This is a genomic window from Salegentibacter maritimus, assembly GCF_016236915.1.
Taxonomy (GTDB): Bacteria; Bacteroidota; Bacteroidia; order Flavobacteriales; family Flavobacteriaceae; genus Salegentibacter; species Salegentibacter maritimus.
Window position 1 is genome coordinate 162650 of the sequence record NZ_JAEHOK010000004.1, and the last position, 15861, is coordinate 178510.

Here is a 15861-nt window from a genome sequence, read left to right on the forward strand (position 1 = left end):
ATTTTTAATCTGCAATATTTGGGTTTAGCCATTTTGCGGCTTCTTTCAATGGGATTCCTTTTCTTTCGGCAAAGTCTTTCACCTGGTCGTCCTTAATTTTTCCCAGACCAAAATATCGAGCTTCCGGATTGGCAAAATAATAACCGCTTACGCTCGCGGCCGGCCACATGGCCAAACTTTCGGTTAGTTTAACCCCAATTCGCTCTTTAACCTTCAAAATTTCCCAAATACTCAATTTTTCTAAATGATCTGGACAGGCAGGATAACCTGGCGCAGGCCGAATCCCCTTATAAGTTTCTTTTATTAATTCTTCGTTGCTTAAGTTCTCTTCGGGCGCATAACCCCAGTCTTCACGCCTTATTTTTTTATGTAAATATTCTGCAAAAGCTTCAGCCAGCCTATCGGCCAGGGCTTTGATCATAATAGAATTATAATCGTCAAGATCTTCCTCAAATTTTTTAGCTAGCTCTGCCGTTCCAAAACCGGTAGTCACACAAAAACAGCCTATATAATCCTGGATTCCTGTTTCTTTTGGCGCTATAAAATCTGCCAGGGCAAAATTTGGTTTCCCCCCGTGCTTTTTTAACTGTTGTCGTAGGCTTCTAAAAAGAATCGTTTTTTCTTCGGAATTTTCCTCATAACGAACTTCAATATCATCGCTATTTATGGTATTTGCCGGGAACAACCCATACACAGCTTTCGCTTTCAGCAATTTTTCATCCAGAATTCTTTTCAGCAACACCTGAGCATCTTTAAACAAAGAAGTAGCTTGCTCACCTACTACTTTATCCTCTAAAATATCTGGATAGCGACCGTGTAAATCCCAGCTTCTAAAAAATGGGCTCCAATCTATAAAAGCTTCAAGTTCTTTTAAGTCGAAATGATCTATTTGGTGAATTCCAGGGTTATTGGGTTTGGTAATTTGCGTATTCTCCCAATCTATACTGTACCTGTTTTCCCTGGCTTCCTCTATAGATAAAAAAGATTTTACTTTACTTCGTTTCTTAAAGCTCTGCCTGAATTTATCATATTCAGCCTTAAGATCGCTCATATATTTTATTCGTGTTTCCTCTTTTAAAAGATCTCCCACCACTGTTACTGCCCGCGATGCATCGTTTACGTGGGCAACGGCATTTTTATACTGCGGATCTATCTTTACTGCGGTATGAGCTTTAGAGGTAGTAGCACCCCCAATAAGCAAGGGCACATCAAAATTTTGCCGCTGCATTTCTTTAGCTAAAAAAACCATCTCATCTAAGGAAGGCGTAATTAATCCACTTAAACCAATGGCATCTACATTTTCTGCTTTTGCAGTATCAATAATCTTCTCGGGAGGTACCATCACCCCCAGGTCTATAATTTCGTAATTGTTACAGCCCAATACTACGCTAACAATATTTTTTCCAATATCGTGTACATCTCCTTTAACCGTAGCCATAAGGACTTTCCCGGCCGAAGAGCGCTTATTAGACTTATCGGCTTCAATATATGGAAGAAGGTAGGCTACTGCTTTTTTCATCACCCTGGCAGATTTCACTACCTGTGGCAGAAACATTTTTCCACTTCCAAAGAGATCACCTACCACATTCATTCCAATCATTAAATGGCCTTCTATCACCTCAATTGGTTTGCTTGCTTCCTGGCGGGCTTGCTCTATATCTTCCAGGATATAGGTATCTATACCTTTTACCAAAGCATGGGTAATTCTATCCTGAAGCGGATTTTCCCTCCAGGATAGATCTACTTTACTCTCTTTTTTTGAACCCACTACAGTTTCGGCAAACTCCAGCAAACGTTCGGTGGCATCTTCCCTTCTATCTAAAATTACATCTTCTACATGTTCCAGAAGGTCTTTGGGAATATTATCGTAAACTTCCAGAAGAGCCGGGTTTACAATCCCAATATTCATTCCGGCCTTAATGGCATAATACAAAAACACTGAGTGCATGGCTTCCCGCACCGGATTATTTCCGCGGAAAGAAAACGAAACATTACTTACTCCTCCACTAACACTGCAATGCGGAAGGTTTTCTTTTACCCACCGGGTTCCCTCAATGAAATCTATCGCATTTTTTTTATGCTCGTCCATCCCGGTTCCCACGGGAAATATATTCAGGTCAAAAATGATATCTTCCGGAGGAAATTTCACCTGATTCACCAAAATATCATAAGAACGTTTGGCAATTTCAATTCTACGCTCATAATTATCGGCCTGCCCAACTTCATCAAATGCCATAACAATTACCGCCGCCCCGTAACGTTTAATCTTTTTGGCGTGCTCAATAAATTCTGCTTCTCCTTCTTTAAGGCTAATAGAGTTTACCACACATTTTCCCTGTACTACCTGTAAACCGGCTTCTATAATGTCCCACTTAGAACTATCTATCATAATAGGTACACGGGCAATATCGGGCTCGGCTACAATTAGGTTTAGGAATTTCACCATAGCTTCTTTTCCATCAATAAGACCATCGTCCATATTGATATCTATAATCTGCGCACCACCGTCTACCTGATCCCTGGCAACTTCCAGGGCTTCCTCAAACTTCTCTTCTTTTATTAATCGTAGAAATCTTTTAGAACCCGCAACGTTGGTACGCTCCCCCACGTTTACAAAATTACTGTCGGGCGTTATTACCAAAGGTTCCAGCCCAGATAGTTTTAAGGGCCTAATCTCCATATCCTTTTCTTTATTCTCAGTTGCTATCATAATACAGTAGAAAACTTAGGGGTCACTATTTTACGTGGCTTATAATCTTTGGTGATATCGGCAATAGCTTTTATATGTTTTGGTGTGGTACCGCAGCAGCCACCTAAAATATTCACCAATCCTTTTTCCAGATATTCTTTGATCTCAGCCGCCATTTCTTCGGCGTCCTGGTCATATTCTCCAAAAGCATTTGGTAAACCGGCATTTGGATAGGCTGAAACCCCTGAACTTGCAAAACGATTTAAAACTTCCAGGTGTGGCGTTAATTGTTTAGCACCTAATGCACAGTTAAAGCCAATACTTACCAATGGAATATGGGAAACCGAAATAAGAAAAGCTTCTGCGGTTTGTCCAGATAAGGTACGGCCCGAAGCATCGGTTATTGTGCCACTAACCATTACAGGAATATCTAAAGCCAACTCTTCTTTAAGTTCATCTATGGCAAAAAGGGCAGCTTTAGCGTTTAAAGTATCAAAAACGGTTTCTAACAAAAGAATATCTACGCCTCCTTTTATTAAAGCTTTGGCTTGTTGCCTGTAGGCTAGTCGTAATTCCTCAAAAGAAATTGCCCTAAACCCGGGATCGTTTACATCGGGGCTCATACTGGCTGTTTTATTGGTAGGACCCATAGCTCCCGCTACAAAACGAGGCTTTTCGGGGTTTTTCTTTGTTAATTCTACCGCCACCTCTTTGGCAAGTCTAGCCGACTCATAATTGAGTTCATCTACCAGTTCTTCCATCTCATAATCGGCCATTGCTATGGTAGTAGCAGAAAACGTATTTGTTTCTACTATATCTGCACCGGCTTCAAAATATTTGCGATGAATGGTAGCAATTGCCTTTGGCTGCGTAATAGATAGCAAGTCGTTATTACCCTGTAAAGGCGCAGGCCAATCTTTAAAACGTTCTCCACGAAAGTCTTCTTCAGAAAATTTATATTCCTGAAGCATAGTCCCCATGGCACCGTCTAAAACAAGTATTTTTTTTTGAAGTTGTTCTTCTAATCCTGACATATAATTTTATCTAAAATCACTATCAAAAAAAGAAGCGGGAAAGAATTCTTTTCTGTTATCTATCTGCGCAATAAGCGAAGTAGAATTTAGCACCTTCTCCCATTACAGGAGGGTTGCCAAGGTGTCGCAGGGTCTAATCCCTCAACCTTTCTTGATAACGATATTTCAAACAATGAACTTGAACCCACAAATATACGATACAAGCCATTAAACACAAGCCTTCAAAGCTATTTTTATTAAAAGAAACTTAAATTAACATTTCAAAAGAATTTTCTAAATATTGAAATTAAAAAAAACTCAAAAGCTTTTAAATAGCAAAATTATAATGCTTCTTTAAAAACCTTTGAGTTTATATTTAAGAGAGGGGTTATTAATTAATCAACTCCCCGTTTAAGATAATGGCGTATTTAATTTCTGCTGCTTTCTCCAACATTTTAGAGACCGAACAATATTTATCCATAGAAAGGTCTACTGCCCGTTTGGCCTTAGCCGCAGGCACATCTCCTTTTAATAAAAAGTTAACCTGAATCTTCTTAAAAACATTGGGGATAGCTCCATCTTCCCTAAAGCCCTCTACCTCCACCTGAAGGTCATCTAACTCTATTTGTTGTTTTTTTAAGATCATTACAATATCGATACTGCTACATCCGGCAATGGCACGAAGCAGCAAATCCATAGGGCTGGCACCCTTTGGCTCAGCATTGGTTTTATTATCTAAATGAACAATATCCCCACGTTCGTTTACGGTTTCAAAATGGTAATCTTTATTAAGTCTTTTAAGGCTGATTTTCATAATATTTTATTTTAAACAAATTTAATCAAAGCATACTAAAAAACCTCATAGTTCCAGAGCTTATCCCATATTATGGTTTTCCGTAAATGCCAGTAACAAATTTTTAATAGATTTACTGGGGAGTTATACCTAAAATTGATCTTATTCCGGTTATCTATAATGATATAATTAGGAATAGTAGGGTATAAGGGGTTCGCAACAAGCTAGAAATTTTGTTAATATGTTCTAATCAATAATTCCGTTATCAAGTATTCACTTTTGTAATTTTGAGATTCCATTTAAAGTTAAATAACACAAAAAAGTAAACCCACAGGTTGATTTAATGCAAATAATCAATACATTTGTACCATATTTGTATTCATTCAAATACAAAGAAGACTTTCCTGATGAATTGGAAAGAGTATTTGACGAATGGGCTAACCCATTATTTTTGAATGAATTTTTTGAAGAAAATGAAACTGATATAAAGATTAGTATTGAGGATGCGATTGAAAAAGTAAAAAAAGAAGCAGATTTTTTAAGGAATAAACTTATAGAGTTTGCTGAGTCTGAACCAAACAGACTAAATGAACTTTTTAAGAACCTGAATAACAATGTATATACATCAGAAGATCTTACTCACCAGAAAGCCAGAAATAGATGGCTAAGATTATACGCCATTAAAATAGATAACGAACACTATGTAATAACTGGAGGAGCCATCAAATTGGATAATCAACATTTAATGCAAGATAGACCCCACACCAACGACGAACTTATTAAGATAAACAAAGCAAGAGATTATTTGAAAGATCAAGGGGTTTACGACGCTGATAGTTTTCAAGAAATATTTTTTTAAAATATGACAAATCAAACAGAGAAGTTTAAAGCACTTATTTCAGATAAAAAATCTGGCTGGCTAGATAAAGCAAAATATCGTCAAGAAAACCAGGATTGGCTAGATATTTCATTTGCTATAGCAGTTAAGATTCTTTCTTCTTTAAGAGAAAACAAAAAGAAAGATATTGCTCCAAAAAATCAAAAAGAATTATCTGAAGTTCTAGATTGCAGTCCTCAGTATGTAAGTAAGTTATTAAAGGGAACTGAAAAGCTGAATATTGAAACTATATCAAAAATTCAAAAAGCTTTAGATATTAAAATTATTGATAATAGTATAATCAAAGGTCAAGAAGAAGTTGTTGTTAAAAATGAGGCAAAGTATAAGAAGCAAAAAGTAACTCAAAACAATTACACAAAATCTGATAATGTAATTACATTTAATTTTGCTTCAAAAGAGTTTTATTCAAATTCAACTGATTATAGAGAGGTAATTAATGAATAAAATAGGATTTCAATTAAAAAAAATAAATACGCATCAATTTGCATTTATTGATGATGCATATGATGATGAAAATGAGGAATTCAACCTAGAAACCAATATTAGTTTTGGAATAGATCCGTCAAATTCAGCAATAAAGTCATCTGTGAAAATTCAATTTGAGCAAAATGACAAAGCCTTTTTAATTATTGAGGTTTCCTGTGAATTTAATATTGATCCAAAAATCTGGAAAGACTTTACTAATGAAAAAACAGTAAAAATCCCCAAAGGATTTATGGCTCACTTAGCAGTTATAACTGTGGGAACTACTAGAGGGGTTTTACATTCAAAAACTGAAAATACTCGTTATAACGAATTCATACTACCTACATTAAATGTAGCAGATATGGTACAAGAAGATGTAGAATTTAAAAAATAAAGAATTATAACATTTATAGATTTAAGGCAAATTGATTTTTAGATTAATTTGCTTTTTTATTGGAGCCAAGCCAGTTGCCAACAAAGACGGTTCCTATGAAAAGCAATAATCTTGTCTCTCAAAAATAATATTTTAAACTCTATTATTTCATAATCATTTAATTTTTAAGGCGTTGAATTTTTAATGAAGCTTTGCTTCAATAAGAATTCAATGCAAAAATAACCTGCTCAGCATCCTATTTGTGGTCACTTCCAGAGTGCCACCAGCATCACTATGATTGGTTAAATAAATCTGTCCACTTGCTAAAAAATGTGATCCTAATTGGCCACCTACGTTGTTTTGTGGTACAGACTTTTACTATTTTGAGCTTATCTATTGAATAATACTATGATATAAGCCCAATTTCATAAGAAGTTTCTGTTTTAATTACCGCTAAAGTGCGACTCTATAATTTATGCTCTACTTTGAGTGCAATTATTAACATGTAATAACATAAAATTAGAACTATCACCACGTTCAGGGAAAATTGACTTTTCACCGAATTGTGCAACATGACCATAGGTGGGCCAAACAAAGATTTAGACCGCTTAAAGTACCATACAAAAAGGGGCTATCAATTACTTTTTTCAGAACCTATGATATTATTAGAATACCCTTAATTACCATATTAAATTTTTAATTTAACAAACAAAATAAAATCTTTGACCTATCAAATTATATGCATACATTTGCACATATAAGTGAAAAATGGCAAATCCAGAGCATAACATAGAAGAATCTATCAATTTGAAATTTTTTCTCACCATGTTTGAGCCTGTTCGCTTTGAACTTGTAAAGCACCTGGCTGATGGAAAGGAACGTAGCATCAAAGAAATTGCAGAAAATTTCACGCAGGATAGATCAGTAATTTCAAGACATCTAGAACAACTGCAAACACAAGGTATCGTTATAAAAGAGAAACGCTCAAGACATACTTTCTACACACTTGATTGTGAATTAATTACTCAACATATTGAGAAAACTGCTAAATCATTGAGAGATTTAATGAATGTACATACTAAGAACTAAAAAAATTTAATTCAAAATATGCATATGTGTGCATACAACCAAATAAAAAATGAAAGAACATAAAAAAAGACATTTTCTTGTTGTAGCGGCAGCATCTCGTGGTGCACGCTTCTTTGTAAAAAAGGCATTAAGACAAGGTCACGATGTCACAGCACTTTGCCGTGCAGTAGATGATAAAGCGGCACTAAGACGAATGAATGATGTATTGGAAAATACAAATCTAACTCCTGACGGAATAGCGACTAATAACAAAACAGGTAAATTAAAAGCAAAGAATAGCAACATTTTAAAGCCGGAAACTTATGCTCAACTTCTCAAAGAAGACAAGTCTATAGATGCAATTTGTTGTTTTGTTGGGGTGACAAAGACCAAAGACATGATAAATTCTAAAAACACACTTTACACCGATACGATTCAAGCAATAGTCGATGGCCAGCGAAATAGCCGTTGGGTAGAAACATTATATCATGGTTCGGTAGGCACCGAAGGCGTTCCGGGGAAAAGCCTAACCGCATGGCCTGCGAATTACAATATGTTATCAAATCTTGTTCAAGTGATTTTTCCAATTTTTAAAAATGTAACCAAGAGCGAGACAATCCTTGCTAAGGCTCAACCGGAAGGTTTAGATTTTATCATATTCAGACCTGCTGCATTAAAAGATACACCTGCCAAAAGACGGTACGCATATGTTTTTAACACGACAGGATTAAATAGTGAAAAGCTCCCATTAAAATATGCCAAAAGAACAATTGGTAGAGAAGATACTGCCGAAGAGATATTAAGAGTTGCCACATTATCCAATGATGAAAAAAAACAATGGTATGGTCAAGGTGTATATCTAGTAGATATGAAAGATAATTATTTCAAAATATTCAAGAAATAATATAAAAACAACATTCTATAAAGCGAGTTAGATGATTGAATCGTACCCTTGTGATATCAAGTAAGCGACCAAAAAAGGCTTTAACCACCAGGCCTATAGCCACCCCTCCTTTAAAAGGAGGGGAACTAATAACCATAAAAGGCATTTCTTTTACTCCCTTTAAGTAACCTGTTTCAAATTTACTTCGAGAGCTAAAAAGCCTACACGCCAATACTCTGTACCACTTCTTTTTTGGCTTCTTTTTTACTACCGTCAAATCCGGTTACGCCACCAACGGTGGTATATTTAAGTACATATTTTTTATCGGGAAAAATACGGTTGTAAGCACTTTGACACATAATAGCCGCTTCGTGAAACCCGGAAAGAATTAATTTCAATTTTCCTTTATAAGTGTTTACATCACCAATAGCATACACCCCTGGGATATTGGTTTGATAATCATAGGAATTATCAACTTTTATAGCGTTTTTTTCAATTTCGAGTCCCCAATTTCCAATGGGCCCCAGTTTTGGCGACAAGCCAAATAATGGGATAAAATCGTCTACCTCTTTAAATTCTTCTCCGCGGGCTTCATCTTTATGCCTAATTACCACTTGCTCAAGCCTGTCTTCTCCTCTTAGGCCAACTACCTCAGCATTGGTAATCATTTCTATCTTACCTAGTTTTGCCAATTCTGAAACTCTTTCTACAGAATCCAGGGCACCACGAAATTCTGCCCTTCTATGTACCAGCGCAACTTCAGCAGCAACATCAGCCAGGTAAATAGCCCAATCTAAAGCCGAGTCTCCTCCCCCGGCAATCACTACTTTTTTATCGCGGTAAACTTCAGGATCTTTAATAAAATAAGAAACACCTTTATCTTCAAAATCGGCAATATTTGAAATTGGAGGTTTTCTGGGTTCAAAAGAACCTAAGCCGCCGGCAATAGCTACCACCGGAGCGTGGTGTTTTGTTCCCTTATTGGTAGTTACTATAAAGGTACCATCATCCAGCTTTTCTAAAGTTTCGGCGCGTTCTCCTAAAGTGAATCCCGGCTGAAAAGGTTTAATTTGCTCCATTAAATTATTTACCAGATCTCCAGCTAAAATTTCGGGAAATGCCGGAATATCGTAAATGGGTTTTTTAGGGTATATCTCAGAACACTGCCCGCCGGGTTGCGGTAGGGCATCTATTAAATGGGTTTTTAGCTTTAACAATCCCGCTTCAAAAACGGTAAATAAACCGGTTGGCCCGGCTCCTATAATGAGGATATCTGTTTTAATCATCACTCTTATTTTTAACTTTTAATGATTCGGTTATAGTATTCATTTGTTCCACTTTGGCTTCAAAGTCGCCTTTAATAGTGCTACGGTATTCATTAAGATTTTCTACCATTTGGTTTATATTTTCGGGAATAACTTCCTCGAAAAACTGGCGCAAACGCTTGGCAGCTGTAGGCGATTTTCCATTGGTAGAAATCGCAATTTTTACGTGCCCCTTATTTACAATTCCACCCATATAAAAATCACAGAGTTCAGGCGTATCAGCAATATTCGCTAGCAAATAGCGTTTTTTTGCATGGCGGTGTACACGTTTGTTGAGTTTCGCATCGTTAGTAGCTGCAATTACAAAGTGCCGGTTTTTCAAGTATTTTTTCTTATACCGGCCTTTGGTTAATTTGGCGCCATGTTTCTTTGCAAGCTCTTCTGTTTCCGGCAAAAACCATGTTGCAACCACTTCTACATTAGCCCTGGGACTGGATTTAAATAGAAAGTGAAGTTTCTCATGCCCTACACTTCCACCACCAACCACTAAAATATTTAGCTTATTGACTTTTAAGAATACCGGGTATAATTCGTTTCTCTCTTCCATAAGCCCCTAGGCCCCAAATGGGGAATTTATAATTACTGGTTCCTGAATTGCGTTTTTCATTACCGACTCTAATTTCCCGCTTTCTTTAACAACTTCGCCAATCACGATAATGGCAGGTGCGGTTAATCGCTTTTCTGCAACTACTTTTTCTATACTTTTTATGGTTCCAAAACCCGACTTTTCATTGGCTGTGGTTCCATTCTGAATAATCCCTACCGGAATATTCTCTTTTCCGTAATAACTAAAAATCTCAACAATTTCCCGGAGTTTTGCCATTCCCATCAAAATCACCACCGTTGCGGTAGATTGCGCTGCCAAACGAACATCTTCTGAAATTTTCTTTTGGGTTGTGGTCCCTGTTATTACCCAAAAACTCTCGGAGGTGCCACGTTGGGTAAGTGGAATCCCCACATTGGCCGGAACGGCAATAGAGGAAGTAATCCCCGAAACTACCGCGGTTTCCAGGCCATATTGTTTTGCATAGTTAATCTCTTCTGAGCCTCTTCCAAAAATAAATGGATCGCCTCCTTTTAGCCTAACTACGTGACCTCTCTCCAGCGCATACTTTACAATAAGTTCGTTAATCTCATCTTGAGAATAGCGATGTTTATCCTTTCTTTTTCCTACAAAAATATGTTCGGCTTGTGGGGCGTATTCCAATAAATCGCGATTAATAAGCGCATCAAAAAGCACCACTTTGGCATCTTTTAAAGCGTTTAAAGCCTTAAGTGTTATCAATTCCGGATCTCCGGGCCCGGCGCCTACCACGCTTAATTTTGGTGAATTATACATCTTGTACCTCCTTTGTTCTAAATGCATCTACTCTTTTTAAGAACAAATGCGCATCTTCTAAATATTTATTGGCAAAAGCTTCAGTGGGATCGTGCTCATTCATTTGGTAGGCAAACTCTTTAAAAGAATTTGCCAACTCAATTTTGCCGGTGTCTATAAATAACTCATCAAACTGAGAGATAATCCCGGCCTGGGTATTGGTTTTCACGTCTTCTGCAAGCAATAATGCTTTAGCTGAATTTACAATAGACGTATAGGAATGATAAATACTATCGGCCCAGGCTTTTCGCTCCAATGCACTTTTAGCATTATCTATCTTTTCTTCACTTTCAAATAACAAAGTTGCGATAAGATCTATAACCACGCCGGCACACTCGCCTACTCCAACCGCTTTTATATAAGGCTTTTCGTGCCCCCAATCCACATATTCATTTTCGGTAATAGTTGAAGTATCGGCAAGTTCTTTTAATAAATCATAGAAATAGGTTTTCCCCTGTCTATCATAGTATTCTGCAAATTTTTCTTCAGAATTGGCATTCGCCTCGAAATCGTTAAGTAGCAATCGCAATGCTTGTGACCCTCGCTTACTGGGCACTTTTACAACTTTATCGGCAAAACGACCTTTTCCGTTTCCAAGTGTTCCACCACCCAGTAAAACCTGAAGTGCTGGTGCCACGGTTTTTCCAACTTTTACAGACATTCCCTGAAAACCTATCTCGGCCATATTATGCTGGCCACAGGCATTCATACATCCACTAATTTTTATGGTGATGTCTTTTCCGTTTATAAACTGCGGATATTCCTCTTTTAAAACATCTTCCAAAACATCTGCAATTCCCGTACTGCTGGCAATACCAAGGTTACAGGTATCGGTACCCGGGCAGGCGGTAATATCTACGGTTTTGTCGTAACCGGTTTCAGCGTAACCAAGTTTTTTTAATTCTGAATAGAAAAAAGGCAGAAACGCTTCTCTAACATGACGAATTAGGATATCCTGTCTTAAACTAAGTCTGATTTCATTTCCCGCATATTTTTTAACCAAATCGGCAAGTTTCCTGGCACCTCCGGTATAAAAATCACCTAGCGGCACACGAATTCCCACGGCAAATAAGCCTTCCTGTTTCTGCGGAATTACGTTGGTGTTTTTCCAGGTTTCAAAGTGCTTTTTATCTTCAATTTCAACCTGAGGAACCTCAACTTTCTGAAGTAGTGGTTCTACCTCAAATTTTTCAATTTCAAAATCTGGATGATTTTTAGAAAGTGCCGTATTTTGCTCAGACACCAATTTCATAAAAGCTTCTTTACCTATATCTTTTATAAGAAACTTCATTCTGGCTTTCAGTCTCTTTTTGCGTTCACCATATCTATCAAAAACCCGTAAGACCCCTTCAATTAAAGGAAGAAGTTCTTCGGCCGGTAAAAATTCATAAAGTTCATCGGCGTGTCTTGGCTGAGAACCGAGTCCGCCGCCCAACATTACTTTAAATCCGCGTTTCCCGTCTTTCAACTTTGCAATAAAGCCCAGATCATGAATATAGCTAAGTGCCGTATCTTCTTCTGAAGAAGAAAAAGACATCTTAAATTTCCTTCCCATTTCCTGGCAAATAGGATTCCGCAGGAAAAACTGGAAAGTTCCATGGGCGTAAGGAGAGACATCAAAAGGCTCATTTTTATCTATCCCTGCAGTTGGGGAGGCCGTTACGTTTCTCACCGTATTTCCACAAGCTTCCCGCAAGGTAATGTCATCTTTTTCAAGTTGCGCCCAAAGTTCTGGCGTTCTATCCAGACTAACATGATGAATTTGAATATCCTGGCGCGTGGTAATATGCAATCGGCCTTTGGAATATTCATCAGAAACATCGGCTATTCTATGTAATTGTTCTGAAGTGACTCTTCCAAATGGCAGTTTTATACGAACCATTTGCACCCCAGCCTGTCTTTGTCCATATACACCACGCGCCAAACGCAGGCTTCGGAATTTTTCTTCATCGGCTTTTCCTTCACGAAACAGCCTGATTTTTTTCTCTAAATCAAGGATATCTTGCTCAACTACCGGGTTTTCTATTTCGGTTCTAAAACTTTGCATTACTAATAATTTTTAAAATGATGCCTAAAACAGGCGTTTAACAAAAAAGGTTCTTTTGTGTTTTCAACTAAAAGAACCTTTTATAAATTTTACAAAAAGATACCTTTAAGTGCTGGGAATACACATAAAGCGGCACATGATAATCTGTGATTTTTCTCTATTCATTTTTTTATATTAAGCATGAAGCCCACACTCCCTATTTTCCAGAACTTTGGTGGGATCAAAATACTTGAACTCATTTGGCAGGTCATTTTCCTCTAAATAAGCATCTAATTTTTCGTCACTCCAGTGATAAAAAGGGCTCACTTTTAACAATCCGTCTTTACTGTAACTCAAAATATCTATGCTATTCCTAAAATTCGTTTGACCCTTTCTCAGGTTGGTAAACCAAACATCAGGATTTTGCTGATTCATGGCACGTGCAAAAGGCTCCAGTTTTACCTGCCTGGTAAACTCTTCGTGTTGAGGATTATTAATATCGGGAATTCCTCCAAAAAGTGCATCCCTATATGCTGCGGTTTGTTTTGGTATATAGAGCTTTACATTTAACTGTAATTGATCTATCACTTGTTTTGCGTGCTTGTAAGTTTGAGGGGTATTATAACCGGTATCGCACCATATGACCTTTATCACAGGATCTATTTCTGAAACTGCATGTAAAATTGCAGCTTCATAAGGCCTAAAGTTGGTGGTAACTACAGGTCTTTCTGCATTAGAAGTCACCCATTGTACAATCTCGGCCGGGGTTATTCCCTTGAATTGTTGGTTGAGAATTTTTAATTCTTTTTCACTGTACCGTTTCATCTTTCAAAATTTTCTGGTTCTTCTAGAACCTAACTTAACTTTATATATTTTTCTAAAATTCAATTTCAATCTTTCCCAAAACTAATCATGTTCCAAAGTCGCTCGTGGCCAAAATACAAAACCATTTTAGTGACCAATTCTACCGATCCTATGGCGAGTGCAGTGTCAATTTCCCCTGTAAGAACCCAGGAAATAGCTATGGTATCTAAGGTTCCTACAATCCTCCAACTCACCGTTTTTAGAATACTTCGTAGAGGCTTCTCTGAAGTCCTGTCTTTTTTATATGTGGTTTTAGTTTTTGCCTGATCCAATATCATACTCCTCAAAATTTTTAATTCTATTAACCTATAGAATTAGTAGGTTATAGAGCAAAAGTAATTTTATTTTTTTTTAGACCAATAAATAATGGCCTAATTTTCAGTTTTTAACATTAAAAAAATTATTTCCTTGCTGAAATATCGGCTAAAGTATTATCGCCTAAAACCTTAAGTGTACTATCCCTAACCTGTATCATTAGGCTATGCACCGAACAGGTTTCTTCACTAGGGCAGTCGTCACACTTTTCGTAATAATTAAGGCTCACACAAGGAACCATGGCAATAGGACCTTCCAAAACGCGTATAACCGCTGTCATTTGAATATCTTTAGGCTCTTTTATTAAATAATAGCCCCCACCCTTGCCTTTTTTGGATCCTAAAAATCCCGATTTTCGTAATTCCAACAGAATGCTTTCGAGGAATTTTTGGGAAATATTTTCGCTTTTGGAGATTTCTGAAGTTTGCACTGGTTTCTTATCGGCTTTTTTCGCGATAAACGCCAGGGCTTTAATACCGTATTTAGTCTTTTTTGAAAGCATACTGCGAATATACTCAAATATTGACTTTTTTACATTTATTATAGATCTCTCTACGAAAATATCAAAACGAAAGCATTCTGCTGAAATGAGCATATTAAATTGAATTTAATGCCTGCTTTAGGTCTTCTATTATATCTTCTACATGTTCCAGGCCTACCGAAACCCTAACTAAACCGGGGGTTATCCCAGCTTCCAATCTATCTTCTTCACTTAATTTACTATGGGTGGTAGAGGCAGGATGCGTCACAATACTTCTTGTATCTCCCAAATTGGCAGATCTTGAACAGAGTTTTACGGCATCAATAAACTTTCTACCTGCTTCAATCCCCCCTTTAATCTCAAAGGAAACAATGTTTCCTCCTTTTTTCATTTGTTTTATTGCAATCTCATATTGTGGATGCGATTTCAAAAATGGATATTTTACATTTTCAGCGTTGGCCTGGGATTCTAAAAACCGTGCTACTTTTTCGGCGTTTTCGCAATGTTTATCCAAACGCACCGACAGAGTTTCAAGGCTTTTTGAAAGCACCCAGGCATTAAATGGCGACAAAGCCGGGCCGGTATTTCTTGAGAACAAATAAATTTCCCGAATCAAATCGGCTCTTCCTACAGTTACCCCTCCTAGCACACGCCCCTGACCATCTATTAGTTTTGTTGCAGAATGAATTACTAAATCTGCTCCATATTTAATAGGGTTTTGCAACCAGGGTGTGGCAAAACAATTATCAATTACCAGAATAATATTATGCTTTTTCGCAATCCTCCCCAACAACTCCAAATCCAAAATATCCAAACCGGGATTGGTAGGCGTTTCGGCAAAAATCATTTTGGTTTCCGGCTTTATTAATTCTTCAATCTTATCAACTTCGTTTACATTAAAATAAGAGTGCGAAATATTCCACTTTGGAAAAAATTTGGTAAACAAACTGTGGGTAGAGCCAAAAACAGCTCTGGCCGAAATTATATGATCGCCACTATTTAACAAGGCCGCAAGACTGGAAAAAACAGCACTCATTCCTGTGGCAAAAGAAAAACCGGCCTCTGCCCCTTCCATTTTTACCATTTTTTCAGTAAACTCTGAATTGTTCGGATTTGTAAAGCGGCTATAGATATTGCGTTCTTTTTCCTCAGAAAAAGAAGCCCTCATGTCTTCGGCATCATCAAAAACAAAACTAGACGTAAGATACAAGGGCGTGGAATGCTCCTGGTATTGCGTTCGTTCGTTTTGGGTTCTAATGGCTTCGGATTCAAAATGCATAATTGTTGGTT

At 37.3% G+C, this 15861-nt stretch carries 16 protein-coding genes and 1 riboswitch; of the genes, 5 read left to right on the forward strand and 11 right to left on the reverse strand.

All coding sequences use genetic code 11. From position 1 onward, the window contains the following. Positions 1 to 4: 4 nt before the first annotated feature. The 3 genes from metH to I6U49_RS04800 all read right to left on the reverse strand — a co-directional run bounded on the left by metH (position 5) and on the right by I6U49_RS04800 (position 4516). Positions 5 to 2710 (reverse strand): methionine synthase, encoded by a 2706-nt coding sequence (metH, locus tag I6U49_RS04790; RefSeq protein ID WP_198627803.1) that lies wholly within the window; start codon positions 2708 to 2710, stop codon positions 5 to 7. Beyond that, positions 2707 to 3723 carry a homocysteine S-methyltransferase family protein gene (locus I6U49_RS04795; protein ID WP_193711619.1) on the reverse strand — a complete coding sequence of 339 codons (1017 nt, stop codon included), beginning with the start codon at positions 3721 to 3723 and terminating at the stop codon, positions 2707 to 2709. Before I6U49_RS04795 ends, metH begins: the two co-directional genes overlap by 4 nt. A gap of 52 nt (positions 3724 to 3775) precedes the next feature. Then, a riboswitch (SAM riboswitch) is annotated at positions 3776 to 3884 on the reverse strand. A 209-nt stretch (positions 3885 to 4093) separates the two neighbouring features. Continuing rightward, positions 4094 to 4516 carry an OsmC family protein gene (locus tag I6U49_RS04800; RefSeq protein ID WP_193711620.1) on the reverse strand — a complete coding sequence of 141 codons (423 nt, stop codon included), beginning with the start codon at positions 4514 to 4516 and terminating at the stop codon, positions 4094 to 4096. Between the two features lie 352 nt (positions 4517 to 4868). Here I6U49_RS04800 and I6U49_RS04805 point away from each other — a divergent pair, with 352 nt between their 5' ends. The 5 genes from I6U49_RS04805 to I6U49_RS04825 all read left to right on the forward strand — a co-directional run bounded on the left by I6U49_RS04805 (position 4869) and on the right by I6U49_RS04825 (position 8203). After that, positions 4869 to 5354: a hypothetical protein gene (locus tag I6U49_RS04805; RefSeq protein WP_198627804.1), complete on the forward strand. Its 486-nt coding sequence runs from the start codon at positions 4869 to 4871 to the stop codon at positions 5352 to 5354. Positions 5355 to 5357: 3 nt separating this feature from the next. Beyond that, complete coding sequence (locus tag I6U49_RS04810; RefSeq protein ID WP_198627805.1) at positions 5358 to 5837, forward strand: helix-turn-helix domain-containing protein; 480 nt, start codon at positions 5358 to 5360, stop codon at positions 5835 to 5837. Continuing rightward, complete coding sequence (locus tag I6U49_RS04815) at positions 5830 to 6252, forward strand: hypothetical protein (RefSeq protein WP_198627806.1); 423 nt, start codon at positions 5830 to 5832, stop codon at positions 6250 to 6252. The genes I6U49_RS04810 and I6U49_RS04815 overlap by 8 nt, the downstream gene beginning before the upstream one ends. 747 nt (positions 6253 to 6999) lie before the next feature. Continuing rightward, positions 7000 to 7320 carry an ArsR/SmtB family transcription factor gene (locus I6U49_RS04820; protein ID WP_193711626.1) on the forward strand — a complete coding sequence of 107 codons (321 nt, stop codon included), beginning with the start codon at positions 7000 to 7002 and terminating at the stop codon, positions 7318 to 7320. A 49-nt stretch (positions 7321 to 7369) separates the two neighbouring features. Beyond that, the gene (locus I6U49_RS04825) at positions 7370 to 8203 is read left to right on the forward strand and encodes an NAD(P)-dependent oxidoreductase (RefSeq protein ID WP_198627807.1); all 834 of its coding nucleotides are present in this window, start codon (positions 7370 to 7372) and stop codon (positions 8201 to 8203) included. A 200-nt stretch (positions 8204 to 8403) separates the two neighbouring features. Here the strand turns inward: I6U49_RS04825 and I6U49_RS04830 are convergent, their stop codons facing one another. The 8 genes from I6U49_RS04830 to I6U49_RS04865 form a co-directional block, all read right to left on the reverse strand. Next, the gene (locus I6U49_RS04830) at positions 8404 to 9468 is read right to left on the reverse strand and encodes an NAD(P)/FAD-dependent oxidoreductase (protein ID WP_198627808.1); all 1065 of its coding nucleotides are present in this window, start codon (positions 9466 to 9468) and stop codon (positions 8404 to 8406) included. Further along, positions 9461 to 10054: a precorrin-2 dehydrogenase/sirohydrochlorin ferrochelatase family protein gene (locus I6U49_RS04835; protein WP_198627809.1), complete on the reverse strand. Its 594-nt coding sequence runs from the start codon at positions 10052 to 10054 to the stop codon at positions 9461 to 9463. The genes I6U49_RS04830 and I6U49_RS04835 overlap by 8 nt, the downstream gene beginning before the upstream one ends. Positions 10055 to 10060: 6 nt before the next feature. After that, complete coding sequence (cobA, locus tag I6U49_RS04840; protein ID WP_394370301.1) at positions 10061 to 10873, reverse strand: uroporphyrinogen-III C-methyltransferase; 813 nt, start codon at positions 10871 to 10873, stop codon at positions 10061 to 10063. Next, positions 10839 to 12932, reverse strand: a complete 2094-nt coding sequence (locus tag I6U49_RS04845) for a HEPN domain-containing protein (RefSeq protein ID WP_198627810.1) — start codon at positions 12930 to 12932, stop codon at positions 10839 to 10841. Before I6U49_RS04845 ends, cobA begins: the two co-directional genes overlap by 35 nt. 174 nt (positions 12933 to 13106) lie before the next feature. Continuing rightward, positions 13107 to 13736, reverse strand: coding sequence for a phosphoadenosine phosphosulfate reductase domain-containing protein (locus tag I6U49_RS04850; protein WP_198627811.1), 630 nt, complete (start codon positions 13734 to 13736; stop codon positions 13107 to 13109). A 65-nt stretch (positions 13737 to 13801) separates the two neighbouring features. Continuing rightward, positions 13802 to 14053 (reverse strand): DUF2061 domain-containing protein, encoded by a 252-nt coding sequence (locus I6U49_RS04855; protein ID WP_193711632.1) that lies wholly within the window; start codon positions 14051 to 14053, stop codon positions 13802 to 13804. Between the two features lie 122 nt (positions 14054 to 14175). After that, complete coding sequence (locus I6U49_RS04860; protein ID WP_193711711.1) at positions 14176 to 14592, reverse strand: RrF2 family transcriptional regulator; 417 nt, start codon at positions 14590 to 14592, stop codon at positions 14176 to 14178. 94 nt (positions 14593 to 14686) lie between these two features. Next, positions 14687 to 15850, reverse strand: coding sequence for a trans-sulfuration enzyme family protein (locus I6U49_RS04865; RefSeq protein WP_198627812.1), 1164 nt, complete (start codon positions 15848 to 15850; stop codon positions 14687 to 14689). Positions 15851 to 15861: the final 11 nt, after the last annotated feature.

Bases quoted from the DNA above. Each gene is read 5' to 3' on its own strand.
- metH (WP_198627803.1), bottom strand. From the start codon at position 2,710: ATGATAGCAACTGAGAATAAAGAAAAGGATATGGAGATTAGGCCCTTA.
- I6U49_RS04795 (WP_193711619.1), bottom strand. From the start codon at position 3,723: ATGTCAGGATTAGAAGAACAACTTCAAAAAAAAATACTTGTTTTAGAC.
- I6U49_RS04800 (WP_193711620.1), bottom strand. From the start codon at position 4,516: ATGAAAATCAGCCTTAAAAGACTTAATAAAGATTACCATTTTGAAACC.
- I6U49_RS04810 (WP_198627805.1), top strand. From the start codon at position 5,358: ATGACAAATCAAACAGAGAAGTTTAAAGCACTTATTTCAGATAAAAAA.
- I6U49_RS04815 (WP_198627806.1), top strand. From the start codon at position 5,830: ATGAATAAAATAGGATTTCAATTAAAAAAAATAAATACGCATCAATTT.
- I6U49_RS04820 (WP_193711626.1), top strand. From the start codon at position 7,000: ATGGCAAATCCAGAGCATAACATAGAAGAATCTATCAATTTGAAATTT.
- I6U49_RS04825 (WP_198627807.1), top strand. From the start codon at position 7,370: ATGAAAGAACATAAAAAAAGACATTTTCTTGTTGTAGCGGCAGCATCT.
- I6U49_RS04830 (WP_198627808.1), bottom strand. From the start codon at position 9,468: ATGATTAAAACAGATATCCTCATTATAGGAGCCGGGCCAACCGGTTTA.
- I6U49_RS04835 (WP_198627809.1), bottom strand. From the start codon at position 10,054: ATGGAAGAGAGAAACGAATTATACCCGGTATTCTTAAAAGTCAATAAG.
- cobA (WP_394370301.1), bottom strand. From the start codon at position 10,873: ATGCATTTAGAACAAAGGAGGTACAAGATGTATAATTCACCAAAATTA.
- I6U49_RS04845 (WP_198627810.1), bottom strand. From the start codon at position 12,932: ATGCAAAGTTTTAGAACCGAAATAGAAAACCCGGTAGTTGAGCAAGAT.
- I6U49_RS04850 (WP_198627811.1), bottom strand. From the start codon at position 13,736: ATGAAACGGTACAGTGAAAAAGAATTAAAAATTCTCAACCAACAATTC.
- I6U49_RS04855 (WP_193711632.1), bottom strand. From the start codon at position 14,053: ATGATATTGGATCAGGCAAAAACTAAAACCACATATAAAAAAGACAGG.
- I6U49_RS04860 (WP_193711711.1), bottom strand. From the start codon at position 14,592: ATGCTTTCAAAAAAGACTAAATACGGTATTAAAGCCCTGGCGTTTATC.
- I6U49_RS04865 (WP_198627812.1), bottom strand. From the start codon at position 15,850: ATGCATTTTGAATCCGAAGCCATTAGAACCCAAAACGAACGAACGCAA.